The sequence below is a fragment of the Aureimonas sp. ME7 genome (assembly GCF_903970965.1).
Lineage (GTDB): Bacteria > Pseudomonadota > Alphaproteobacteria > Rhizobiales > Rhizobiaceae > Aureimonas.
Genome location: NZ_CAJCKW010000005.1, coordinates 266,954 through 290,851, shown reverse-complemented (window position 1 = coordinate 290,851; position 23,898 = coordinate 266,954). Strand labels below are relative to the sequence as shown.

Annotated in this window: 26 protein-coding genes; 16 read left to right on the top strand and 10 right to left on the bottom strand. The window is 67.4% G+C overall.

Annotated elements, in window-relative coordinates; translation table 11 throughout:
- The first annotated feature begins 31 nt into the window (after positions 1-31).
- From H7A85_RS11620 to deoA, 3 genes are read left to right on the top strand one after another with little or no spacing between them, the layout of a single operon-like run.
- The gene (locus H7A85_RS11620; RefSeq protein ID WP_182086087.1) at positions 32-424 is read left to right on the top strand and encodes a cytidine deaminase; all 393 of its coding nucleotides are present in this window, start codon (positions 32-34) and stop codon (positions 422-424) included.
- Entirely contained in the window at positions 424-1,224 is an 801-nt protein-coding gene (locus tag H7A85_RS11615) for a purine-nucleoside phosphorylase (protein ID WP_182086086.1), read from the top strand. Before H7A85_RS11620 ends, H7A85_RS11615 begins: the two co-directional genes overlap by 1 nt.
- Positions 1,224-2,534 carry a thymidine phosphorylase gene (gene deoA, locus H7A85_RS11610; protein WP_182086085.1) on the top strand — a complete coding sequence of 437 codons (1,311 nt, stop codon included), beginning with the start codon at positions 1,224-1,226 and terminating at the stop codon, positions 2,532-2,534. Before H7A85_RS11615 ends, deoA begins: the two co-directional genes overlap by 1 nt.
- Positions 2,535-2,538: 4 nt before the next feature.
- On the opposite strand, the gene H7A85_RS11605 is transcribed toward deoA, so the two are convergent.
- The 6 genes from H7A85_RS11605 to H7A85_RS11580 form a co-directional block, all read right to left on the bottom strand.
- Positions 2,539-3,069: a TIGR02281 family clan AA aspartic protease gene (locus H7A85_RS11605; RefSeq protein WP_182086084.1), complete on the bottom strand. Its 531-nt coding sequence runs from the start codon at positions 3,067-3,069 to the stop codon at positions 2,539-2,541.
- A gap of 82 nt (positions 3,070-3,151) precedes the next feature.
- Positions 3,152-3,781 (bottom strand): uracil phosphoribosyltransferase, encoded by a 630-nt coding sequence (gene upp, locus H7A85_RS11600; RefSeq protein WP_182086083.1) that lies wholly within the window; start codon positions 3,779-3,781, stop codon positions 3,152-3,154.
- Between the two features lie 82 nt (positions 3,782-3,863).
- Positions 3,864-5,057 carry a phosphopentomutase gene (locus H7A85_RS11595; protein WP_182086082.1) on the bottom strand — a complete coding sequence of 398 codons (1,194 nt, stop codon included), beginning with the start codon at positions 5,055-5,057 and terminating at the stop codon, positions 3,864-3,866.
- A 71-nt stretch (positions 5,058-5,128) separates the two neighbouring features.
- On the bottom strand, positions 5,129-5,683 hold the full coding sequence (locus H7A85_RS11590) for a TadE/TadG family type IV pilus assembly protein (RefSeq protein WP_182086081.1): 555 nt from the start codon (positions 5,681-5,683) through the stop codon (positions 5,129-5,131).
- A complete protein-coding gene (locus tag H7A85_RS11585; RefSeq protein WP_182086080.1) occupies positions 5,683-6,159 on the bottom strand; it encodes a TadE/TadG family type IV pilus assembly protein in 477 nt (158 codons plus the stop codon). Before H7A85_RS11585 ends, H7A85_RS11590 begins: the two co-directional genes overlap by 1 nt.
- Positions 6,160-6,323: 164 nt before the next feature.
- Positions 6,324-6,767 carry a pilus assembly protein N-terminal domain-containing protein gene (locus tag H7A85_RS11580; protein ID WP_182086079.1) on the bottom strand — a complete coding sequence of 148 codons (444 nt, stop codon included), beginning with the start codon at positions 6,765-6,767 and terminating at the stop codon, positions 6,324-6,326.
- 246 nt (positions 6,768-7,013) lie between these two features.
- Between H7A85_RS11580 and H7A85_RS11575 the strand changes: the two genes are divergently transcribed.
- The 10 genes from H7A85_RS11575 to H7A85_RS11530 all read left to right on the top strand — a co-directional run bounded on the left by H7A85_RS11575 (position 7,014) and on the right by H7A85_RS11530 (position 16,964).
- The gene (locus tag H7A85_RS11575; protein WP_182086078.1) at positions 7,014-7,190 is read left to right on the top strand and encodes a Flp family type IVb pilin; all 177 of its coding nucleotides are present in this window, start codon (positions 7,014-7,016) and stop codon (positions 7,188-7,190) included.
- Between the two features lie 63 nt (positions 7,191-7,253).
- Positions 7,254-7,745, top strand: a complete 492-nt coding sequence (locus tag H7A85_RS11570; RefSeq protein ID WP_182086077.1) for a prepilin peptidase — start codon at positions 7,254-7,256, stop codon at positions 7,743-7,745.
- Positions 7,746-7,918: 173 nt separating this feature from the next.
- Entirely contained in the window at positions 7,919-8,743 is an 825-nt protein-coding gene (gene cpaB / locus H7A85_RS11565) for a Flp pilus assembly protein CpaB (RefSeq protein ID WP_182086076.1), read from the top strand.
- A 3-nt stretch (positions 8,744-8,746) separates the two neighbouring features.
- The gene (locus tag H7A85_RS11560) at positions 8,747-10,330 is read left to right on the top strand and encodes a type II and III secretion system protein family protein (RefSeq protein WP_182086075.1); all 1,584 of its coding nucleotides are present in this window, start codon (positions 8,747-8,749) and stop codon (positions 10,328-10,330) included.
- Positions 10,327-11,034, top strand: coding sequence for a CpaD family pilus assembly lipoprotein (locus H7A85_RS11555; RefSeq protein ID WP_182086074.1), 708 nt, complete (start codon positions 10,327-10,329; stop codon positions 11,032-11,034). The genes H7A85_RS11560 and H7A85_RS11555 overlap by 4 nt, the downstream gene beginning before the upstream one ends.
- A gap of 16 nt (positions 11,035-11,050) precedes the next feature.
- Complete coding sequence (locus H7A85_RS11550; RefSeq protein WP_182086127.1) at positions 11,051-12,322, top strand: CpaE family protein; 1,272 nt, start codon at positions 11,051-11,053, stop codon at positions 12,320-12,322.
- A 23-nt stretch (positions 12,323-12,345) separates the two neighbouring features.
- Positions 12,346-13,800 carry a CpaF family protein gene (locus H7A85_RS11545; RefSeq protein ID WP_182086073.1) on the top strand — a complete coding sequence of 485 codons (1,455 nt, stop codon included), beginning with the start codon at positions 12,346-12,348 and terminating at the stop codon, positions 13,798-13,800.
- Positions 13,797-14,795, top strand: a complete 999-nt coding sequence (locus tag H7A85_RS11540; RefSeq protein ID WP_182086072.1) for a type II secretion system F family protein — start codon at positions 13,797-13,799, stop codon at positions 14,793-14,795. Before H7A85_RS11545 ends, H7A85_RS11540 begins: the two co-directional genes overlap by 4 nt.
- Before the next feature lie 10 nt (positions 14,796-14,805).
- Positions 14,806-15,798, top strand: a complete 993-nt coding sequence (locus H7A85_RS11535; RefSeq protein WP_244631132.1) for a type II secretion system F family protein — start codon at positions 14,806-14,808, stop codon at positions 15,796-15,798.
- Positions 15,799-15,812: 14 nt separating this feature from the next.
- Positions 15,813-16,964, top strand: coding sequence for a glycosyltransferase family 61 protein (locus H7A85_RS11530; RefSeq protein WP_182086071.1), 1,152 nt, complete (start codon positions 15,813-15,815; stop codon positions 16,962-16,964).
- 15 nt (positions 16,965-16,979) lie between these two features.
- Here H7A85_RS11530 and H7A85_RS11525 read toward each other — a convergent pair whose 3' ends face one another.
- Complete coding sequence (locus H7A85_RS11525) at positions 16,980-17,741, bottom strand: tetratricopeptide repeat protein (RefSeq protein WP_182086125.1); 762 nt, start codon at positions 17,739-17,741, stop codon at positions 16,980-16,982.
- Positions 17,742-17,965: 224 nt separating this feature from the next.
- Between H7A85_RS11525 and H7A85_RS11520 the strand changes: the two genes are divergently transcribed.
- From H7A85_RS11520 to H7A85_RS11510, 3 genes are all read left to right on the top strand, one after another.
- Positions 17,966-19,345 (top strand): leucyl aminopeptidase family protein, encoded by a 1,380-nt coding sequence (locus H7A85_RS11520; protein WP_182086070.1) that lies wholly within the window; start codon positions 17,966-17,968, stop codon positions 19,343-19,345.
- 76 nt (positions 19,346-19,421) lie between these two features.
- Positions 19,422-19,772, top strand: coding sequence for a MarR family transcriptional regulator (locus H7A85_RS11515; protein ID WP_182086069.1), 351 nt, complete (start codon positions 19,422-19,424; stop codon positions 19,770-19,772).
- The gene (locus tag H7A85_RS11510; RefSeq protein ID WP_182086068.1) at positions 19,769-20,635 is read left to right on the top strand and encodes an NlpC/P60 family protein; all 867 of its coding nucleotides are present in this window, start codon (positions 19,769-19,771) and stop codon (positions 20,633-20,635) included. The genes H7A85_RS11515 and H7A85_RS11510 overlap by 4 nt, the downstream gene beginning before the upstream one ends.
- On the opposite strand, the gene H7A85_RS11505 is transcribed toward H7A85_RS11510, so the two are convergent.
- From H7A85_RS11505 to H7A85_RS11495, 3 genes are read right to left on the bottom strand one after another with little or no spacing between them, the layout of a single operon-like run.
- Positions 20,632-21,528 carry a glyoxylate/hydroxypyruvate reductase A gene (locus H7A85_RS11505; RefSeq protein WP_182086124.1) on the bottom strand — a complete coding sequence of 299 codons (897 nt, stop codon included), beginning with the start codon at positions 21,526-21,528 and terminating at the stop codon, positions 20,632-20,634. The two genes, H7A85_RS11510 and H7A85_RS11505, sit on opposite strands and share 4 nt — an antisense overlap.
- Before the next feature lie 41 nt (positions 21,529-21,569).
- Complete coding sequence (locus tag H7A85_RS11500) at positions 21,570-22,229, bottom strand: NUDIX hydrolase (protein WP_182086067.1); 660 nt, start codon at positions 22,227-22,229, stop codon at positions 21,570-21,572.
- The gene (locus tag H7A85_RS11495; RefSeq protein ID WP_244631140.1) at positions 22,226-23,878 is read right to left on the bottom strand and encodes an ABC transporter ATP-binding protein; all 1,653 of its coding nucleotides are present in this window, start codon (positions 23,876-23,878) and stop codon (positions 22,226-22,228) included. Before H7A85_RS11495 ends, H7A85_RS11500 begins: the two co-directional genes overlap by 4 nt.
- Between the last annotated feature and the right edge of the window lie 20 nt (positions 23,879-23,898).

Below are 23,898 nucleotides of genomic sequence, written 5' to 3'. Positions count from 1 at the left end.
CTCCGTTCTCCAGCTTCGAAGGCCCAAAGCGATGTCCGAAGACCTGTTCCTGAAGGCGCGCGCGGCCATGCGGAAGTGCCACGCCCCGTATTCCAACTTTCCCGTCGGCGCCGCGCTGCGCACGGAGGACGGGCGGATCTATTCGGGGTGCAACATCGAGGTGGTGAGCTTCCCCGAGGGCTGGTGCGCCGAAACCACCGCGATCGCCCACATGGTGATGGACGGCGGCGGTCGGATCGCCGAGATCGCGGTGGTGGCCGAGCGCCTGCGCGCCTGCTCCCCTTGCGGGGGATGCCGCCAGCGCATCGCCGAGTTCGCCCGGCCCGAAACGCGCGTCTTCCTGTGCGATGCGGCGGAGGGCGTGATCGAGACCATGCTGATGGACGAACTCCTGCCCAAGGCCTTTCCGCGGGACGCCGTTTGATGGTGGATCTGGCTGCCGCCTTGCGCGAAAGGATCGAGGCCCGCGCGCCGAAAATCGCGCTCGTTCTCGGCTCCGGCCTTGGCGCGCTGGTGGACGCGGTCGAAGACCCGATCCGCATTCCCTACGCCGACCTGCCCGGCATGCCCCGCTCGGCGGTGAGCGGTCATGCCGGCGAGGTGGTGGCGGGGCGCGTGGCCGGCGTCGAGATCGTCATCCTGTCGGGCCGCATCCACTACTACGAGGCCGGCGATCCGGCCGCCATGCGGCCGGCGCTGGAAGCGTTAAAAGCGATCGGCGTCGAGATCCTGATCCTCACCAACGCCGCCGGCTCGGTGAACCCCGCTATTCGTCCGGGCGAGGTCATGCTGATCGAGGACCATATCGCCTTTTCCGGTCGCAACCCCTTGATCGGCGAGGCGTCGGACGCGCGCTTCGTCGGCATGACGACCGCTTACGACGAAACCTTGCGCGCCGCCATGCTCCGAGCCGCCGAGCGGGCGGGGGAGGGGCTGCATCGCGGCGTCTACATGTGGTTCTCCGGCCCCTCCTTCGAGACGCCGGCCGAAATCCGCATGGCGCGGGTGCTCGGCGCCGACGCGGTCGGCATGTCCACCGTGCCGGAAACCATCCTGGCGCGTTTCCTCGGCCTTCGCGTCGTCGCCGCTTCCGTCGTCACCAACATGGGAGCCGGCATCACCGGCGCCGAGCTCAGCCACGCCGAAACCAAGGAGGTCGCCCCGCAAGGCGGCGCGCGCCTTGCCCGCATCCTTGCGCAGGCGCTGCCGGACCTCGCCGGCTGATGCGCCTCCCCACCGAGATCATCCGCACCAAGCGCGACGGCGGCGCCCTCGCGCCGGCCGACATCGCCGATTTCGTCTCCGGCGTCGCGGACGAGCGGATCGGGGACGCACAGATCGCCGCCTTCGCCATGGCTGTCTTCCTGCAAGGCATGACGCCGGTCGAGACGGTGGCGTTGACGCTGGCGATGCGCGACAGCGGCGACGTCCTCCATTGGGCAGATCTGCCCGGACCCGTTCTCGACAAGCATTCCACCGGCGGGGTCGGCGACAACGTTTCCCTGATGCTCGCGCCGATCCTATCGGCCTGCGGCGCCTTCGTGCCCATGATCTCCGGCCGGGGCCTCGGACATACCGGGGGAACGCTCGACAAGCTGGAGGCCATTCCGGGATACGACGTGACCCCGGACGCCGAACCCTTCCGTCGCACCGTTCGCGAGGCGGGCTGCGCCATCGTCGGCCCGACGGCGCGGCTGGCGCCGGCGGATGGGCGGATCTACGCGGTGCGCGACACGACGGCTACGGTCGAATCCGTGCCGCTGATCGTCGCCTCCATCCTGTCCAAGAAGCTCGCGGCCGGTCTCGGCACCCTGGTGCTCGACGTGAAGACCGGCTCCGGCGCCTTTATGGCGAACGAGGGAGAGGCGAGGGCGCTTGCCCGAGCGCTCGTGGACGTCGCGAACGGCGCGGGCCTGCGCTGCACCGCGCTTGTCACCAACATGGACGAGCCCCTGGCCGGCGATGCCGGCAACGCGCTTGAGATCGGCAACGCCGTTCGCTTCCTGACCGAAGAACGCCGCGACGCGCGGTTGGAGACCGTAACGCTCGCGCTCGCTGCCGAAGCCCTCGCGTCGTCTGGGCTCGTCGCCGATACGGCCGAGGGCGAGAAACGCGCGCGCGAGGCGCTGTCCAGCGGGCGCGCCGCCGAGCGCTTCGCGCGGATGGTCGCTTCGCTCGGCGGGCCTGCCGATCTCCTGGAACGCCCGGACGCCCATCTGGCACAGGCGCCGATCGTTCGCCCCGTGCCGGCCGGCGAGGACGGGTTCGTGTCTCGGATCGACACGCGCGCGCTGGGAATGGTCGTGGTGGAGCTGGGCGGCGGCCGCGCCAAGCCGGGTGATCCGATCGATCCCGCCGTCGGCCTTGCCCGCATCGCCCCGCTTGGAACACGTCTGTCGCGCGGCGATCCGCTCGGCTTCGTGCATGCGCGAACGCCGGCGGAGGCCGATCGGGCGATCGCTGGCGTCGCTCGCGCGATCGCCCTTGGCCAGGCGCTCGATCCCAGACCCGCCGTCCTCGATCGTTTCGCCTGAAGCGCTACTGCGCGAGGGTCATCCGTTCGTTCTCGACGGAGAAGCGCGCGAGCCGGTTGAGGAAGCTCATCCCCAGAAGCGTCACCTCGGGCCCTTTGCCGTCGATCACCATCACCTCGACGTCGCGGAGTTCGATGGACCCGAGCGAGATGCGGCGCGCCCGCGCGAGCGCCGCCGGCACCGTCCCCTGCGCCGTCCGGGCCTGATGCACGAAGTCGCCGGGACCCACGCGCAAGCCGAGGCGGCGCGCGGTCATGGCACCCAGCGCGACATAGGTCGCGCCCGTGTCGATCAGGACGTCTTCTGCAACGCCCTCGATGCGCGCCTGCGCGCGGAAATGCCCGTCGGGGCCGGCCTGAAGGCGGAGCATGCGCCCGCTCGAGGGCGGCATCGACGCCTCGACGACGGGCGCCGGCGGGGCGAGCTGCTCGCTTTCTCCTTGCGCGACGAGGCTGGCGCGATATCGCTCGAAGGCGGAGGGAAACACCAGCGCGACCACCGAAGCGCCGACGAGAACGGGCAGGAGCTTGAACATCGGCCGGCTTTTCGAACCCCAAGCGGGCCTCATGCCCGCCGCCTGCCAGCCTCGCCGATGCGGGTTGCCAAAGCGTTGAGGGCTACTTCGTGCCGTACATCCGGTCGCCCGCGTCGCCGAGGCCCGGCATGATGTAGCCCTTCTCGTTCAAGCCCTGGTCGATCGAGGCGGTGAAGACCGGGATGTCGGGGTGGGCGTCGCGGAAGCGCTGTATACCTTCGGGGGCGGCCAGAAGGCAGAGGAAGCGGATGTTGCGCGCGCCCCGGCTCTTCAGCATGTCCATTGCCGCCGTCGCCGAGTTGGCGGTCGCCAGCATCGGGTCGACCACGATGATCAGGCGGTTCTCCAGATCCTCTGGGGCCTTGAAGTAGTATTCCACCGGCTGCAGCGTTTCGTGGTCGCGGTAGAGGCCGATATGGGCGACGCGCGCGGCTGGCACGAGGTCGAGCATCCCTTCCAGAAGGCCGTTGCCGGCACGAAGGATCGAGGCGAAGACGAGCTTCTTGCCTTCCAGGATCGGCGCCGTCATCGGACCCATCGGCGTTTCGATCTCGGTCGTGGTGATGTCGAGATCGCGCGTGACCTCGTAGCAGAGGAGCGTCGAGATCTCGCGCAGGAGACGGCGGAAACTCGCCGTCGAGGTCGACTGCCGGCGCATCAGCGTCAGCTTGTGCTGCACCAGCGGATGATCGATGACGGTAACGCCGTCCATGCGGTTTGCCCCTCAAGGTTCGAAGGTTTCGGTCTAGTCGCAGACGCGCGTTCCGCCAAGGGGCGGGGCCGTCGCCCATCCGCTACAGAAAGCTCGTGCCGTGCGCGCCGGGCCGGAGCCCGAGATGGGCGGCGACGCTTTCGCCGATATCGGCGAAGGTCGCGCGGTGGCCGATCGCACGGGGCGCGATGCCGGGGCCCAGCCCCAGGATCGGCACGTTCTCTCGCGTATGGTCGGTGCCGGGAAAGGTCGGGTCGCAGCCGTGGTCCGCCGTCAGGATGGCGAGATCGCCGGGGCGAAGGGCGGTTTCCAGTTCGGGCAGACGTCGGTCGAAGGCTTCCAGCGCGCCGGCATAGCCCGCCACGTCGCGGCGATGGCCGTGGACCATGTCGAAGTCCACGAAGTTGGCGAACACGAGATCGCCGTCGGCGGCGTCACGAACTGCCGTCAGGAGCGCGTCGAACAGCGCCATGTTGCCGTCGCCCTTGCGCACCTCCGAAATGCCTTGGTGGGCGAAGATATCGCCGATCTTGCCGATCGCGATGACGCGCCGTCCGGCCGCCACCGCCCGGTCGAGGAGCGTCGCCTCGGGCGGGGGCACCGAATAATCCCGCCGGTTCGCGGTGCGCCGGAAGTTCGCGCGCGTTTCGCCCGTGAAGGGCCGGGCGATGACGCGGCCGATGTTCAAGGGGTCGACATGGGCTCGCGCGATGCGGCAGAGCTCGTAGAGCCGCTCCAGTCCGAACGCGTTCTCGTGCGCGGCGATCTGCAGGACGCTGTCGGCGGACGTGTAGAGGATGGGGCGGCCCGTCGCCATGCTTTCCTCTCCTTCCGCTTCGATGATCTCGGTGCCGGACGCATGCCGGTTCCCAAGGATCCCGGATAGGTCGCCATCGCGGATGAGGGCTTCCGTCAGAGAGGCGGGAAGGGCGGGCACGGTACGCGGGAAATATCCCCATTCGAACGGGACCGGGACGCCCGCGATCTCCCAGTGGCCGGAGGGCGTGTCCTTGCCGCGGCTGACCTCGGAGGCCGAGCCGTAGAGCCCGGCGCCCGGCAGCGCGTCCGCCAGACCGGCGGCGGCCAGAAGACCCAGCCGTTCCATGTTGGGAAGGCGAAGCGACCCTTCGCGCAGGCCCGGCCTGTCGGCCCCGCCGGCGGCGGCGGCGTCTCGAATATGGCCGAACGTATCGGCGCCCGCGTCGCCGAAGGCGGCGGCGTCCGGCGCGTTGCCGATGCCGAAGGAATCGAGGACGATCAGAAAGGCACGGCCCAAAGCGCTGGCAACCCCGGTTGGCGAGACAGTTTCTTATCGCACGGGGAAGGCGGGGGCAGAAGGCGCCGCGCTCAGCAATCGCTGCAGACGATGCCGGACGAAGGATCCGTGGTGCGCGGCGTCTGGTAGCTCGCTTCCTTGAGCGGCAGGGCGTTCTGCAGTCCGAAGCCCCCGAGCGGCTTATAGGTGTATTCGACTTCCGCGATCACGAAGGAGCGCGAGCGTTGCGCGGAAAAGGCTGCTGGAAGAGCGTAGACGTCGCCTTTCTTGGGCGCGGTGGCCCCTCCCGCCGTCACCGGGGTCCAGTCCACGGTCGCTTTGCCCTTGGCATCCACCGAGACCGACATCAGCCGGATCTTCACATCGGCCGAATCGTAGGGCTCCACCATGGCGCGGGCGATCTTCAGGATCGCCGAGATTTCGCCCTTGGTGGTGGTTCCCCCCTGCGATTGGGAAACGAGGTCGGTGGTGGTCGCCGCGATGTTCTGGAGCTTTCGATCCAGCGTCACCCCGATCGAAAGCTGCGAGGCGCCCATGTAGAGGATCAGGATCATGGGCGCCACGATGGCGAATTCCAGCGCCGCCACGCCTCTGTCGTTGCGCCGGAAGCGCTGGAAGAGGCCCATCAGTAATACTCCGAGCGGAACGCGGCGATGCTGGTGAGGCGGAACCCGGTGCCCCCGGAGATCGCGGCGCGCATCAGGTCGGTCAGGAGCGGCCAGACGTAGTATACGCGCAACGCCATGATCTCGCCCGGGCCGCCGCGCTGATAGACGATCGCGTTGTCCGCCGGCGGGGCCGGGTCGATGTCGCCGTAGGTCGGATAGGAGCGCAGGTCGATCTTGAGCTTGGCGCAGTCGATCAGGCTGGTCATCTGTTCGCACAGATGCTTGCGGAACTTCTCCTGCGTCATGTCCGTCGTATCGAGCTGGCCGGTCCGCACCTCGCGCCCGACGCGGTCCACCGCGCTGTCGAGGCTGAGTTCCGCCATGAACAGCATGGCGATCTCGAGCGTCGCGAAGACGATCAGGAAGAACGGCAGGGCCAGAAGCGCGAACTCGACGGCGGTGGCCCCCTCCCTGTCCCTCGCGAAGCGGCGCATCGCCGGACGCCCCCACAGCCGAGGACGACGGCGGGGGACGGGGCGGCCTTCGCGGGGAAGAAGGTTTTCTGCGAGGAGGTCTGACATGGCGCGAGCTTGCGCGAGAAGCCGTTGCGAGGCGGTAAAGCCGACGGGAGGAATTGTCGCGATCGTCGCGTGGTTCCTCAGTTGCCGCCGGTGGCCCTCGCGTCGTGCGTCGCGAACTGCCCGACCGCCTGCCTGTAGCTATCGTCCTCGTCGCCGATGGCGATCTTCGGCTCGCACTGCGGCGCGCAGGAATAGGTCGTGCGCCGGGCCTGCCGGTAGACGCGCAGCGAATGGGCCTCGATGCTGGAGACGAGCACGCTGTCGTCCACGACGATCCCGCCCGACGCGTCCAGAACCACGAGGTTGGTGACGCCATAGGAGCGCCCGGTCAGAACCAGGGTGTTGGCGTCGTGGATCGCCACATCGACGATGGATGGGTTGCCGATGATCACGGACGCCGCCTGGCGCGGAATGCGCAGGATCTTGGCGTGGTCGACCTCCACCGTCAGTCCGCTTTCCTCGGCTCGGGCTGTGAGGGGCGAAAGGGTCAGGGCGGCGAGGGCCAGGACGAGCAGGCGCATGAGACGATCTCCGCCGATCACCGAATGCCGGCGGGATCGTTACTAGAACCCCAGTGATTAAGGTCGGGTTTAACGTTCGATATTGCCGCTTCCTTCACCATGATCGGAGGGTCGGAAATGTAAGTTTTTTTTAAGCGAATTCCTTAAGCCCGCTTCAAGTACGGCGTGGCTAGTTTGGGCCAACCGATCGACGGACGACGTCGGGTCATCGGGAAGACGAGTTTCACCGAACGGGCAGGAGTCCAAATGTTCAAGCTTCTCAAGCGTTTCCGCAAGAACGAATCCGGCGCGACCGCCATCGAATACGGCCTGATCGCCGCCCTGATCGGCGTCGCGATCATCACCGGCGCGACGACGCTCGGTGGGAATCTTTCGTCGAAGTTCGGTGCGATCGGCACCAAGATCGGTACGACCGTACCCTGATGATATCCAAGGCGAGGTTGAGTGGCTCAACCTCGCCTTTCGAATGGCGGCAGGAGTGCAGGAATGGCGACGACTGTTCTTCTTCTTTTCCCGGCCGTCATGATCCTTGCCGCTGTCAAGGATCTGATCAGCATGACCATTCCCAATCGCCTGACGATCCTCCTGACAGGTGGATTCGCCTTGTTCGTGATGGTTGGTGGAATCCCTGGATCGCAGGCTTGGCTGCACGTCGCGGCAGGTATCTGCGCCATTGCTGTGACCTTCGCCTGCTTCGCGGCAGGCTGGATGGGAGGCGGCGACGCGAAGTTGATCGCCGTAGTCGCCCTGTGGATCGGTCCCAGCGAAATTTTGCTGCAGTTCCTGTTTTGGATGTCGATCGGCGGCGGTCTTCTGACTGTCGCCATTCTCGTGATGAGGGCCTGTTTGACAGCGAATACGGGCATACCGGCTGTCGATCGTCTGTTGAGCGCCGATGTCGGCGTACCGTACGGTGTCGCTTTAGGGACAGCCGGACTAGCGGTCTTCCCCGCGATGTGGGCAGCCGTCCCATCCTGACGATCGTTGAGCGGACTTAAATTCCGCTATCAATCCCATCCCGGGAATTTTTGGTTGTCTGTCGCCTTCCGCGTCTCCGATCGATTCCGGGTCCGTTAACCATGTCTTGAGGGTTGATGGTTCATTAATTCCCTGTCCGCCGGTTTCGGCGTCGAGGTGGGGAGTTTCAGGGGATGCGGGTTGCGCGCATTGCGGTCTTCGGCGTTGCGGCGATCGCGGCGGTGGGAGCCAGCCTTCTGGCCCTCAAGCTCGCCGGGACGGAAGCTGCCGACCCCATCATCATCACCGCCCAGCCGACGCAGCCGCCCATCAAGCTCGTCGAGGTGCTCGTCGCCGCGCGCGAGATCCCGATGGGCTCGCGGATCGACGACGCGCTCGACTGGATGAAATGGCCCGAAGACGGCGTTTCGGGAACCCTCATCCGGCGCGACCAGCATCCCGATGCGCTGACCGACATGAAGGGCAACATCGCCCGCCAGAGCTTCTTTCCCGGCGAGCCGATCCGCGACGCCAAGCTGATCCGGTCCGATCGAGGCTTCATGTCCGCCATCCTCCCGTCGGGCAAGCGCGCCGTGGCGGTTCAGATTTCCGCCGATACGTCGGCCGGCGGCTTCATCCTTCCCAACGACCATGTCGACGTCATCATGACGCGCGAGCGGCCGCCTCAGGAAGGCCAGCCGACGTCCTGGGACACCCAGACCGTCCTCAAGAACCTGCGCGTCCTGGCGGTCGACCAGACGGTGGAGGAAAAGGACGGCGAGCGCGTCGTGGTCGGCTCCACCGCGACGCTCGAGGTCGACCCCTCCCAGGCCGAGGCCCTGACGGCGGCAGGGAAGATGACCGACAAGCTCGTCCTGTCCCTGCGCTCGCTCTCCGACTCCGTTCCCGGCTCTCCCGGCTACGCCGCCTTTCTCCTGGAGCAGGAGAAGAACCCCGATCCCACCAGGATCCGTCTTGTCCGCTACGGCAAGACGACCGACCTGATCACCGGGAACTGACCGATGGCCGCTCGCCTCCTGCGCCCTCTTGCCAACATCACGCTCGGCGTTCTCATGGCGGGTCTTCCCTGCCTGGAGGCGGCTGCCGCCTCCGGCAGCGGAGCCGTGATCTCGGTCAACCGGCTGAACGAGACCGTGTCGCTCGGGCTCAACATGTCCAAGGTCGTGGACCTGCCGCGCGACGCGCACGACATCATCGTCGCCAATCCCGGCGTCGCCGACGCGGTGACCCGCACTTCGCGCCGCATCTACCTGTTCGGCAAGGCGATCGGGCAGACCAACATCTTCGTCTTCGACGCGGCCGGACGCGAGATCGCCGTCCTCGACCTCAGGATCGAGCGCGACATCGGCGGGTTGGCAGCCACGATCCGCCGCTTCATCCCCACGGCCGACGTTCGCGCCGAGATGCTGAACGACAACGTCATCCTCACCGGCACGGTCGAGAACGCGCAGGACGCCGCGCGCGCGGTGGAACTCGCCACCGTCTTCACGCGCGGCGGCGAGGCGACCACCGGCCAGTTCGTCCAGACCGCGAACGCCGGTTCCTCCGGCAGCGGCGTTTCGGTCGGCGGTGTCTCCCAAATCAGCCCGACCATCCAGCGCAGCCAGATCGTCAATCTTCTCCAGATCCAGGGCGAGGATCAGGTGACGCTGAAGGTGACCGTCGCCGAAGTGCAGCGCTCCGTCGTCAAGCAGCTCGGCATCGACGGTGTCGGCGTCGCTTCCGCGGACGGCGTCCTGTTCTCGGCCGCCACCGACAATCCGTTCGGCCTCGGCAAGGCGATCTCGAATACCGGCGCCAACCTCTTCAACGGCGGCAGCAGCGACAACGGTATCTCGGCGCAGCTTCGCGCGCTGGAACAGGCCGGCGTCATGCGCACGCTCGCCGAACCGAGCCTGACGGCGATTTCGGGCGAAAGCGCCTCGTTCAAGGTCGGCGGCGAGTTTTCGATCGCCAGCGGCAAGAGCGAAACGCCCGCCAAACGGACGCCCATCCTCAACAGCGCGGGTGCCATCGTCGGCTACGACACCGAAGCCGCCAGCGTCGACTACAGCCACCGCGAGATCGACTACGGCATCGGTCTGGATTTCACCCCCGTCGTCCTGTCGGCCGGCCGCATCAGCCTGAAGATCCGAACGGCCGTGTCGGAACCGACCTTCGAGTCGCCCTACGCAATCCCCGGCGGCGTCGCCCCCGGCGTCAACCTCGTTGGCATCCGCAAGCGCCTCGCCGATACGACGGTCGAATTGCCGTCCGGCGGCTCCATGGTGATCGCGGGTCTCGTTCGCGACGAGATGCGGCAGGTGATCTCCGGCTATCCCGGCCTGTCAAAGATCCCGATCCTCGGCACCCTGTTCCGCTCGCGCGACTACCAGCGCTACGAGACCGAGCTCGTCGTGATCGTCACGCCCTATCTGGTGCGGCCGGTGGCGCGGCAGGACCTCGCGCGCCCCGACGACAATCTCGCCTTCACCTCCGATGGCGCGGGCAACCTTCTCGGCCGGATCAACCGCGTCTACGGCCATTCCGAATCCGCCCTTCCAGCCGGCCGCTATCACGGCACCGTGGGATACATCTACAAATGATCGCGCGCCCGATGCTTCCCTCCGGCTGGTTTTGCGCCGGCGCATGGCTGGTTCTGGCCACGCTCGGCCTTTCCGGCTGCGCCTCGCAGCGGGATCTGGCCGTCAACACGGTTCCGGACGACTATCGCTCACGCCATCCTATCATCGTCGGAGAATCCACGCAGGACCTCGACATCCTCGTCGCCTCCTCCGACACGCGCCTGACCCATCCCGACGCGACGCGGGTGGAAGAGTTCGCCGCGCGCTTCCGCTCGTCGAGAGCGGCCGTCCTGCGCGTCCAGGTGCCGATGGGCACGCGCAACGCGCGCGCCGCCGACATCGTGTCGGACAGCCTCCTCAAGGTCCTTTCGCGCTCCGGCGTTGCGCGTTCGCGCGTGCTCGTCTCGCCCTACCGGGCCGCCGACAACGGCGAGGCCTTCCCCATCCGCCTTTCGTTCAACGCGGTGACGGCCGGGCTCGACCACGCCTGCGGCCAATGGCCGACCGATCTCGGCGATACCTACCAGAACCGGAACTACGAGAACTTCGGCTGCGCGACGCAGAGCAATCTCGCAGCCCAGATCTCGGACCCGCGCGACCTTCTCGGCCCCCGCGGCATGAGCGAAATCGACGCCGAGCGGCGCACCGACGTGATCGGCAAGTATCGCCGGGGCGAAGTGACGGCCTCCGAGGCTCCGACGACCGAATCCACCTACAATTGGTAGAGGCTGCGAACTCATGATGTCCTCGCCATCGCCGGATTCGGCCTATCACCTCGACGACGAGACGCTGCGCGAGCGCCTCGACGCGCTGCGTCCGATCCCGCGCATCTCGATCCAGGCCTTCTGCGAAACGCGCGAGGTGGCCGAGGCCATCGAGGCAGCCGGCGCCGACCGGCGCATGCTGAAGGCGCACCTTCGCGTCCACACCGGCGGCATCCGCGCGGCGGCCGAGCACTATGCTTCGGCGCCCACCCCCAACCTCGTGATCCTGGAATCGCAGGTCGCCCCGTCCGAGCTTCTGGTCGAGCTGGAATCGCTCGCCGACGTTTGCGATCCCGGCTCGAAGGTGGTCGTCGTCGGCCATTGCAACGACGTGTCGCTCTATCGCGAGCTGACGCGGCGCGGTGTGTCGGAATACATGCTGGCGCCCGTCCAGCTGCCGGACGTGATCGCCCTCGTGTCCCAGCTCTTCGTCGCGCCCGACGCCGAGCCGCTCGGGCGCTCGCTCGCCTTTATCGGCGCCAAGGGCGGGGTCGGCTCGTCCACGATCGCCCACAACGTCGCCTGGTCGATCGCCAAGTTGTTCGCGTCCGACGTGCTCCTGGCCGATCTCGACCTGCCCTTCGGCACCGCCAACATCAACTTCGACAAGGACCCCGCGCAGGGGATCGCCGAGGCCGTGTTCTCGGCCGACCGGCTGGACGAAGTGTTTCTCGACCGGCTCCTGGCCAAGTGCGGCGACCACCTGTCGCTTCTGGCCGCGCCCTCCATGCTGGACCGGACCTACGATTTCGACGGCGACGCCTTCGGACCCCTGATCGAAGCCGCCCAGCGCGGCACGCCGACCGTCGTTCTCGACATTCCCCATGCCTGGAACGAGTGGACGCAGAGCGTTCTCCAGCGCGCCGACGAGATCGTGATCGTGGCAAGCCCGGATCTGGCCAACCTGCGCAACGCCAAGAATCTCGTCGACACGATCCGCCGCGCCCGCCCCAACGACGCGCCCCCGCGCCTCGTCGTCAATCAGACCGGCGTTCCCAAGCGCCCGGAAATCGAGGGAACGGAATTCTCCGAGCCGCTCGGTCTCACCCCGCTCGCCACGATCGCCTTCGATCCGCTGGCCTTCGGAACGGCGGCCAACACCGGCCGCATGCTGGCCGAGAACGAGCCCAAGCACGCGGCATCGCTGGCCTTCGGCGAGATCGCGCATGTGCTGACCGGACGCAACCCGGCCAAGCGCAATCAGAAGCCGGCCCGCGCCAGCCTGTTCGGCCTGATGCGGCGGCGTTGAGGGGTTAGGGCGGAGAGCGCAACATGTTCGGAAAACGCGGTCCCGAAACCTCGCAGCCCGCCCCAGTGCCTCGCGCGCCGATCTCGGTGGAAGCGCCTCCGCTCGCCCCCGTCATCTCGGCGCCCGCAGCCCGCGCGCGGCAGCCGGAGCCGGCCCCGCCGCCGCCGGCCGCCGCGCGCGAGCGGCCCGATTCCTACTACGAGACCAAGAGCCGCGTCTTCGCCGCCTTGATCGACACGATCGACCTCAGCCAGCTCGCCCGGCTCGAGACCGAAGCGGCACGCGAGGAAATTCGCGACATCGTCAACGACATCATCGCGATCAAGAACTTCGCGATGACGATCGCCGAGCAGGAGGACCTGCTCGCCGACATCTGCAACGACGTTCTCGGCTACGGGCCGCTCGAGCCCCTTCTTGCGCGCGACGACATCGCCGACATCATGGTCAACGGCGCGCGCCAGACCTTCATCGAGGTCGCGGGCAAGGTGCAGGAAGCGGGCGTGCGCTTTCGCGACAACCAGCAGCTCCTCAACATCTGTCAGCGCATCGTCTCCCAGGTCGGGCGCCGGGTCGACGAATCCTCGCCGATCTGCGACGCGCGCCTGCCGGACGGCTCCCGCGTCAACGTCATCGCGCCCCCGCTTGCCATCGACGGCACCGTTCTGACCATCCGCAAGTTCAAGAAGGACAAGCTGACGCTCGACCAGCTCGTGAACTTCGGCGCGATCTCGCCGGAAGGTGCCGAGATTCTCCAGATCATCGGGCGCGTTCGCTGCAACGTCGTGATCTCCGGCGGCACGGGTTCGGGCAAGACGACGCTCCTCAACTGCCTGACGCGCTATATCGACACCGACGAGCGCATCATCACCTGCGAGGACTCGGCCGAGCTCCAGCTTCAGCAGCCCCATGTGGTGCGCCTCGAAACGCGCCCGCCCAACATCGAGGGCGAGGGCGAGATCACCATGCGCGACCTCGTCAAGAACTGCCTGCGCATGCGGCCCGAGCGGATCATCGTCGGCGAGGTGCGCGGGCCCGAAGTGTTTGACCTCCTCCAGGCGATGAACACCGGCCACGACGGATCGATGGGCACGATCCACTCCAACAGCCCGCGCGAGTGCCTGAACCGCATGGAATCGATGATCGCCATGGGCGGCTTTTCCTTGCCCTCGCGCACCGTCAAGGAAATCATCACCGGATCGGTGGACGTGATCGTCCAGGCCGCGCGCCTTCGCGACGGATCGCGCCGCATCACGCACATCACCGAAGTGCTCGGTATGGAAGGCGACGTGATCACGACGCAGGATCTCTTCGTCTACGACATCCTGGGCGAAGACACGCGCGGCCGCCTCCAGGGCCGGCATCGGTCGACCGGCGTCGGGCGCCCGGCCTTCTGGGACCGCGCGCGCTACTATGGCGAGGAGCAGAGGCTGGCCCGCGCGCTGGACGCCGCGGAGGTCCGCTCCGAGGGGGTGGCATGATCACGATCGCCTTCGTCGTTCTCGTCACCTTGGCCATCGGCGCTCTCGCTTACGGTGTGGTCGAGCCGCGCCTTCAGCTCGAGAAGAACGCCAAGAGCCGTCTCGGGCACTACAAGCAGAGCGAAACCGACGCCGTATCCAAGCGCGTCGCGCGCGACCGGTTGAACGAGGTCGCCAAGCGCCGCAAGACGATCCAGAACACGCTGGACGATCTCGACTCGAAGCAGAAGGCGCGAAACCAGAAGGCGAGGGACGCCTCGCTCGATCGCCGGATCGCCCAAGCCGGGCTGAAGACCACGCTGCGCCAGTTCGTCGTGTTCAGCATCGGCGCCGGCGTCTTCGCCTTTCTCGTCTCCTTTCTTCTCGGCCTTTCCGCCCTCGTCGCGCTGGGGGTCGGCATCGCCTTCGGCTTCGGCCTGCCGCGCTGGGTCCTGTCGTTCCTGCGCAAGCGGCGGCAGAAGAAGTTTTCCGAAGAGTTCGCCAATGCGGTCGATGTGATCGTGCGCGGCATCCGGTCGGGCCTGCCCCTGAACGACACGCTTCGCATGATCGCGGCCGAAACCGCCGAGCCCGTGCGCTCCGAGTTCGCCCGCGTCGTGGAAGGACTGCAGATCGGCCTTTCGATGACGGAGGCGGTGGAGCGGCTGTATCAGAACATGCCGCTGCCCGAGACGAACTTCTTCGCCATCGTGGTGTCGATCCAGAGCCAGGCGGGCGGCAATCTCGGCGAGGCGCTGGCCAACCTGTCGCGCGTCCTTCGCGACCGCAAGAAAATGAAGGGCAAGATCCAGGCGATGTCGATGGAGGCCAAGGCCTCGGGCGCGATCATCGGTGCCCTGCCGTTCATCGTCGGCTTCCTCGTGTTTCTGAGCTCACCAGACTACATCATGATCCTGTTCCAGACGCAGATCGGCAACATCGTGCTCCTGTGCGCCGCGTTCTGGATGTCGATCGGCATCTTCGTCATGCGCAACATGATCAACTTCGACTTCTAGGAACCCAAGCGTGGACGCCGTCCTCCAAATTCTCGGGCTGTCGAGCGAAGCCGCGCTGGGGCTTCTGGTCGGCGTCGCGGTGTTCGCCACCTTCATCACCATCGCGCTTCCGCTCGTGTCGGGGCGCGAGTTGAAGACGCGCATGCGCGCGGTTGCGCTGGAGCGCGACGAGGTCCGCGCACGCGAGCGCGCGCGGCTGGCGAGCGAGAAGGACGGCGCGCGGGGAAGGGGCCTTCGCAAGGAAACGGACCAGTCCTTCGCCGCCAAGGTCGTCGAGAAGCTCGACCTGCGCAAGGCGCTGGCGGACGACAAGACGCTGGCGAAGCTTCGCATCGCCGGCCTTCGCTCCCAGCGCGCGCTGACGCTGTTTCTGTTTTGCCGCTTCGCCCTGCCGATGGTGTTCGGGCTTGTCGCCGCCTTCTACATCTTTGGCCTCGGCCTTCTGGCCGAGCATGCGACGCCGATCCGCATCTTCGCCTGCATCATCGCGGCCTATGTCGGCTTCTACGCGCCGAACTTCTACGTCTCGAACGCCGCCTCGAAGCGCACCCTGTCGATCACCCGTGCCTGGCCGGACGCGCTGGATCTTCTCCTGATCTGCGTGGAATCGGGCACGGCGATCGAGTCCGCCTTCCGCCGCGTGGCCGATGAAATCGGCATCCAGTCCGTGCCGCTGGCCGAGGAACTCGTCCTCGTCTGCGCCGAGCTGTCCTACCTGCCCGAGCGACGGCAGGCCTACGAGAACCTCGTGGCACGCACCAATCTCGAATCGGTGCGCTCGGTGTCCACCGCCCTGATCCAGGCCGAGCGCTACGGCACGCCGCTCGGCGTCGCCCTGCGCACCATGGCGCAGGAAAGCCGCGACGCACGCATGACGCTGGCCGAGAAGAAGGCCGCCGCCCTGCCGCCCAAGCTCACCGTGCCGATGATCCTGTTCTTCCTACCCGTCCTTTTCGCCGTCATCATCGGCCCCGCCATCATCCAGATCATGGAAAAGACCTGAGGGAAGGGTCGGAGTTGGAACGCGACATTCCCTACGTCTGCCTGAAGGACGCGGAGGTCCAAGCCTTCGTCGCTCCAATTGTCCAGCACCCGATCGGCTATCGCGGCGGGCCGCTGCTCCACGCTCCCGAACTTGCGATCTTTCGGCACCATCGTGCAGGCGGGGTCGTCGACAATTTCGGGGATGCGTTGCGTGATCCGGCCATGCTGAACGGCGACCACACCTATGCCGGCGCGATGTACGACCATTTCGGACACTTCATGGCCGAGATGGTGCACCGGATCGTCCCCGCTCGCCTGGCGGGTCTTCCCGATCGCTACCTGTTCGTCGGCGCCGCCGACCACGAGGCTAATGCGAGCTTCGACCGGCTTCCCCAACACATTCGCGACATCCTGGCCTTTCTCGATCTCGGGCCGGACAACGTCACGATCGCGATCCGCGATCTCGTCGTGGAGCGGCTTCATCTCGTTCCGCAGGCGGCTGAGCATCACGGCGATCCGCCCGGCTGGTACCTTGAAGCGCTCCGAAGCTCTACGGAGCGCAAGCTCGATGCCCTGTTCGGCGATCGCGAGCGCCCGCCGCTTCTCTACGTCTCACGCGCCAACCGCGCCCTGGAAGGCGGACTTCTCGGCGAGGCCCATGTCGAACTCTGGCTTCGCCGCGCTGGCTTTGTGCCCTTTTATCCCGAAGAGCATCCCTTCGCCGAGCAGATGGACCATTATCGCAAGGCGCGATGCGTGGTGTTCACGCAGGGCTCTGCCTGCCACGGCACCGAACTGATGGGGACGGGCGCCCTGAAGAACGTGCTGCTGATCCCGAAGTCGATCAAGGCAGGCTTCTTCGAGCGCATTCTCGCTCCAAGGTCCCACCGCTTTGCGACGGTCGGCCAGCCGAACCAGATCGGAACGATGTACTACGATCGGAACACCGGCTTCCAGCATATCCATCTCGGCGTTTCTCTCGTGGACCTGGATGCCCTGCGCGGAAGCCTGTCCCGCTTCGGCATCGATATCCCCGCGCCCGGTCGCTGGGCCTATCGACGCGCCGCATTCCGCGATCTCCTGCGATACCTGCGCGGGGCGTCCGAGGCGAAAGGGCGCGATCGCCCACAGGCGCTGCGTCTCGCCCGGTCCTTCGCATCCCGGATCCTGTTCAGGTCACACTGAACGGGAGCGACCGCGTCAGCCGCGATCCTCGGCGGCGAGTTCCGACCAAGTGTTCATCTGGGACAGCATCTGCTTGAGATAGGCGACGTTGGCGCGCGCTTCTTCGGGGCTGAGGACGGCGGAGGCGGTCTTTTCGGCTTCCGAGAAGCGGCCCTGGAGGCCGATCACCAGCGCAAGGTTCTGGCGCACGCGCGGGTCGGCGCCGGGCAGGGCGACCGCGCGCGACAGGTAGGTTTCCGCCTTGGCGAGATCGTTCGCCAAGAGATAGGACATGCCGAGATTGGATAGGACGGAGGGCTCGTTCGGCTGGATCACCAGCGCCTTCTCGTAGAGCGCGCGCGCCTGGGTCGCCTCGCCGAGCTGGTCGAGGATCGCGCCTTCCGCCGACAGGAGGCGCCAATCGGGGCGGTCCGGGCGCTGCGCGCGGCGCACGGTCTCGAGCGCCTTGGGAAGATCGCCGGCCGCCGCCAGCGCCTTGCCGTAGGCCCCGAGAACGTCCCGATCCTCCGGATGGGCGATCGCCATCTGGCGCATCACGGCGAGCGACTGGTCGTTGCGCCCTGTCATCTGGAGGGCGGAGGCATAGGCGAGGCCGGTGTCGCGATCCTTCGGATTGCCCTCGTAGCGCGCGCCGTAGGCGCGGACGGCGCCCGCAAGCTCGTCCGCCGACATGTCTGCCAAGGCCTTTTCGCCGTGCGGTGCAACAGGCGTGGAGGCGGAGGATGGGCCGATCGAGCCGGTATGCATGCGCGAGGTCTGGTTGCACCCGGCCAGCATCGCCAGCGCGGCGAGACCGCCGGCCAGAAGGGCGTGCCTTGCGTCCGGCAAGCGCTCGGCGTAGGCCGATGCGCGACGGGCGGTGGCCTGGAGCCGGTTCGATTGTTCCTGAGCGCGCATGGGATCCCGATCGGCCAGTCCTTGGGCATTGGTCCCAGTGATAAATCGTTAACCTTACCGCTCCCTTGATTGTCGGAGCGTGACCGACAGAGGTTTTCATCCGAATGACCGATCGCCTTCTGGACTCGAGCGCCGACGCCCGGCCGATTCACCTTCGCCACGAGGACGAGGCGTTGCCGGAGGCGGCGCAGGCGTGGAGCGAGGCGACCGGATACAAGGCGGCGGTCGGCGCCGTCCTCGTCGCTCCCGGGGCGAACGGGGAGATAGGTTCGGCGGTGATCGGCCTTGGCGGGCGCGACGGGGCGAAGGCGGAGCGCTCGCTCCTCACGGGCGCGGTAGCCGCCTCTCTGCCGAAGGGCGAATGGTCGCTGGAGGACGGCGCGGCGCTCGACGCCGATCTGGCGGCGCTCGGCTTCCTGCTCGGCACCTACCGCTTCGATCGCTATCGCTCGAAGGCGACCGGCGAGGAGGGCGCGCGACTGGTGGTTCCGCCGGGCACCGACGCGGAGAAGGTTCGCCTCCAGGCGTCTTCGATCTTCCAGGTCCGCGACCTGATCAACACGCCCACCAACGATCTCGGGCCCGACGGGATCGAGGCGGCGGTGCGCAGCCTTGCCGCCGAGTTCGGCGCCGAGGTCTCGGTGACCACGGGCGACGATCTTCTGCGCGACAACTTTCCGATGATCCATGCGGTCGGGCGTGCCAGCGCGACGGCGCCGAGGCTCGTCGATCTGCGCTGGGGACGCGAGGATGCGCCAAGAATCACGCTGGTCGGCAAAGGCGTCGCCTTCGACACCGGCGGCCTCGACATCAAGCCGGCCTCCGGCATGCTTCTGATGAAGAAGGACATGGGCGGGGCGGCCAATGTCCTTGGGCTCGCGCGCATCGTGATGGGCTCGAACTTGGCCGTTCGCCTGCGCGTCCTGATCCCCGCCGTCGAGAATTCGATCTCGGCCAACGCGTTTCGCCCCGGCGACGTGCTGCCGAGCCGCAAGGGGCGGACGGTCGAGATCGGCAACACGGACGCCGAGGGGCGACTGATCCTGGCCGACGCCCTGACGCTTGCCGACGAGGAAAGCCCGGAGATCCTGATCGACATGGCGACGCTGACGGGCGCCGCACGCGTCGCGCTCGGCCCCGACCTGCCGCCGTTCTTCACCGACGACGAAGAGCTGGCCGCCGAGATCGGCGCGGCGGCAGCCACGCTTCACGACCCGCTCTGGCGCCTCCCCCTGTGGAAGCCCTACGCCCGGAACCTCGCCTCCAAGATCGCTGATATCAACAACGTGACCGCCGACGGTTTCGCCGGTTCCGTCACCGCTGCGCTGTTCCTGCAGGGCTTCGTCGAGAAGGCGGGATCGTGGGTGCATCTCGACGTGTTCGGCTGGCGCCCGCAGGCGAGCCCGCTCGGACCGGTCGGGGGCGAAGCGCAGGGCATTCGCGCGCTCGCCCATGTTCTCACCCAGCGCTACGGCGCCTCTTGAAAGAGCCGCAATCCCCGTATTCAACTAACGGACCGGCTCCGAAACGAGATGAGACGGTGAGTTCGGAGTTGAAGGGATGGGCATCGAGATCCGTCCGGCGCAGGCGCTCCGCCTGCTGCATGGAAACGCCTTGAAGCAGACGCGGGAAGCGGCACCGGATCTGACGACGCGTCAGACCGCGATTCTCCTGACCGTCTATCTCGAGCCGCCGCCCCACACGGTGCGCGGTCTCGCCGACCGCCTCAAGGTGACGAAGCCGGTGGTCACGCGCGCGCTGGACACGATGGGCCGTATGGAACTCCTGGAGCGCCGGCGCGACCCGGCGGACCTTCGAAACGTCCTCGTGCGCCGCACGGTGAAGGGGAGCCTGTTCGTGTCCCAGATGGCGGACCGGCTGGTGGACGAGGCGGGAGCGCTGCCGAGATGACGAAGCCCTTGGACCCGCGCCTCCACGCCGTCCGGGCTGATCTTGCGGACGAGGCCTTACGCGGTCGTGTCGAGGCCGCGCGTTTCGTGGCGGGGCAGCCGGCCCATGTGGACGCGCCGGTGGCAGATCTCCGGCGCCATCCGTCGCCCGACGCACCGCTGGAAACGCAGGCGCTCTTCGGCGAGGCCATCACCGTCTTCGAGGAAACGGCCGAGGGCTGGGCTTGGGTGCAGCTTGCGCGCGACCGCTATGTCGGCTGGATGCCGAGCGCTTCGATCCTGAACGGGCCGCCGCTCGAGCCCACTCATGTCATCGGCGTGCCGCGCACCTTCGTCTTCCCCGGACCCGACATCAAGCAGCCGCCGATGCGCGACCTGACGCTCGGCGCGGCGATCCGCGTTCGCGGCGAGGGGAGCGACCGCAATGCCGACTATCTTCTGATCGAGCCGTTCGGCGCGGTGGTGCGCCAGCATGCGCGGGAGATCGGGGCGCCCGCCGCCGACTTCGTGACCGTGGCCGAAGCGTTCCTGGCCGTGCCTTATCTCTGGGGTGGCAAGTCCGCGCTCGGGATCGACTGTTCGGGTCTCGTGCAACTGTCGCTGCAGGCCTGCGGGCTCGATGCGCCGCGCGACACCGATCTGCAATCCGCCTCGCTCGGCGACGTCATTCCGGATGGGGAGTCGCTGCGTCGCGGCGACCTCGTGTTCTGGCGCGGCCATGTCGGCATCATGCGCGATGCGGAAACGTTGCTCCATGCCAACGCCCATCACATGGCGACGGCATCCGAGCCCTTGGCCGACGCCGTGCGCCGGGCGGAAGCGAAGGGTTCTTCCGTCACCGTGCGCCGGCGCCTTCCGGCTTAGTAGCCGGCCTGCCGATCCACGACGCCAGACAAGGCCTCGCCCCGCCGGTGCGCCGCGATCTGGCGCATGATGATCGGTGCCAAGGCTTTCGGGTCGGACGAGGCCGCCGCGTGGGGCGTGACGAAGACGCGCGGGTGGCGCCAGAGCGGGCTGTTCGAGGGGAGGGGCTCGCGTTCGAAGACGTCGAGCGAGGCTTCCATCAGGCGCCCGTCGTTCAACGCGCGCAGGATCGCCGAATCCTTCTGCAGGCCGCCGCGCCCGGCATTGATGAGGACCGGCGTGCCGAGCGGCGTTTCGCGCTTGAGTCGCGACAGGAGTGCGTCGTCGATGAACCCCCGCGTTTCCGCCGTCAGCGGCAGGAGGACGACGAGAATGTCGGAGCGCCGCAACACGGTCTCCAGGCCGTCCTCGCCGTGGAAGCACTCGACGCCCTCGATCCGACGTTTGCGCCGGCTCCATCCCGAGACGCGAAAGCCCAACATCCTAAGCTTCCCGGCGGCGTCCCGCCCGAGTTCGCCGAGGCCGAGAATGCCGACCTCGATCTCGCCGGCCGCCGGCTGGCGGCGCTCGTTCCAGATGCGCGCGCCCTGCTGGGCGCGGTAGGTCATGCCCCGACGCTGATGGTCGAGGACGCGCCAGACCACGTATTCCGACATGCGCGCCGTCAGATCGTCCGCCACGATGCGCGCGATCGGCACGTCGGGCAGCGTCTTGTCCTGCAGGATATGATCGACGCCCGCGCCCAGCGAAAACACGGCGCGAAGGTTCGGCAGGTTGGACAGGACGCCTGGCGGCTGCTTCCAGACCACGGCATAGTCGATGCTCTCGTCCGCCGCGCTCGCGGGGCGCAGGACCACCGTTTCCTTGGGAGCTGCCGCGAGTAGGGCCTCCATCCAGCGCGAAGCGTCGAAACCGGTTACCGACAGGAGAATGCTCAAGAGATTGCGTCCGTTCGAATCGAATCCACCAGGAGTTTCGCACGTGCCCGGCCATGGCGCGCGAACCAATGCGTCGCGCAGACGAGGAAACCGTTCTGGATCACCCCTTCGTCCACTGCCGCAAGAAGGTCGTCGAAGCGCGCTCGGATGGTGAGGATGTCCTCGTCTTCGTCCGCCTTACCGCCCTCAGCTTCCAGCGCCGACGTATCGACGATGGCAAGGAAGATCATCGCGAGTTCGTCGGTGAGGCCGGGCGTGGAAAGGACGGAGAAGCAATGGCCGACGGCCGCGGCTTCGAGCCCTGTTTCCTCCGCCAGCTCGCGCGCGGCGCCCGTTGCCGGATCCTCGCCCTCATCGATGCCGCCCGCCGGCAGTTCCAGCGGGGCGGCGTTCTCGCTTGCCAGCGCCGCGCCGATGCGGAACTGGCGGATCACCACGATCTCGTCGCGCGCAGGGTCATAGGGGATCACCACGGCGCAGCGCCCGCCGCGCACGATCTCACGCCGCACCTTGGCGGCGTTGCGATTCCCCAGGGGCTCGTGCGTCACGGTGACGACATCGAGCGGGCGGAACCCGTCGAAGACGCGACGCTCTTCCAGGATCGCGTGGCCCAGCGTCTGGTCTTCCAGCCGGCTGCGATAGGTCGGCGCGCTCATTGCGAAACCCCGGCGGTGGCCGTCGTCTCGATGCGGAAGGCGGCGGCCATCAGCGCCTTGGTATAGTCCGTCTTCGGCCGCTCGAAGATTTCCTCCGCCGGCCCGCGCTCGACCACTTGTCCGGCGCGCATGACGATCACCTCGTTGGCGAGCGCGCGCACCACCTTGAGGTCGTGGCTGATGAAGAGATAGGCGAGGTCGTGGCGACGCTGGAGATCGCGCAGGAGGTCGACCACCTGCGCCTGAACGCTCATGTCGAGCGCGGAGGTCGGCTCGTCCAGCATGACGAAACGCGGGTTGAGCACCATGGCGCGGGCGATGGCGATGCGCTGGCGCTGGCCGCCGGAGAACTCATGCGGATAGCGGAAGCGCGTCGCGGGATCGAGCCCGACCTCCTCGAGCGCGGAGACGACGCGCGCGTCGCGCTCAGCGGCGGAAAGCCCGCGCTGATGCACCTGCAGGCCTTCCGCCACGATGTCGGCGATCGGCATGCGCGGGCTGAGCGAGCCGTAGGGGTCCTGGAACACGATCTGGATGCGGTCGCGATAGTCGCGCATCGCGCGCGTCGGCTGGTCGTCGATCCGCTGGCCGTCGAAGCAAATCTCGCCCTTCGACGCGATCATCCGGCAGAGCGCCAGCCCGAGCGTCGTCTTGCCCGAACCCGATTCGCCGACGACGCCGACCGTCTGGCCGGCGCGCACCGCGACGTCGATCCCGTCGACGGCCTTCACGTGGTCGGTGACGCGGCGCAGGAGCCCGGTTCTCACGGGAAACCAGACCTTCACGTCCCGGCCTTCCATCACCAACGGCGCATTGCCGTTGGCGGCGGGTGGGCGGCCTTTCGGTTCGGCGGCCAGGAGATGCTTGGTGTAGTTGTGCTGCGGGTTGGCGAAGATGTCGGCGGTGGGCCCGGTTTCCACGATCTCGCCGCGATACATCACGCAGACCCGGTCGGCGATGCGCCGCACGATGCCGAGATCATGGGTGATGAAGAGAAGCCCCATGTCGCGCTCGGCCTGCAGGCGCTTCAGGAGTTCCAGGATCTGCGCCTGGACGGTGACGTCGAGCGCCGTCGTCGGCTCGTCGGCGATCAGGAGTTCGGGCTCGTTGGCGAGCGCCATCGCGATCATCACGCGCTGACGCTGGCCGCCCGAAAGCTGGTGGGGATAGGAGCCGAGGCGCTTTTCCGGCTCGCGAATGCCGACCTGGGCCAGAAGCTCGAGCGTGCGCTCGCGCGCGGCCTTTCCCGACAGGCCGCGATGGATCTGCATCACCTCGCCGATCTGCCGCTCGATCGTGTGCAGCGGATTGAGCGAGCTCATCGGCTCCTGGAAGATCATCGTGATCTTGTTGCCGCGAACGGCGCGCAGCGCCTTGTCCTCCGCGCCGATGAGGTCGGTCCCGTCGAAGAGGACCGCGCCACCGGGATGGCTTGCCGAGGGGTAGGGCAGGAGCTTCAGGATCGACAGGGCGGACACCGACTTGCCCGAGCCCGATTCGCCGACGAGCGCCACCGTCTCACCCTTGTGGATGGCGAAGCTGACGCCCTTCACGGCAAGGCTCGTTTCACCGTTCTGGTGGAAGGCGACCTTGAGGTCGCGCACGTCGAGAAGCGGGGGCGCTTTGGTCGGGGCGGCGGGCTGGGCGATCTGGCTCAAGCGTCGGGTTT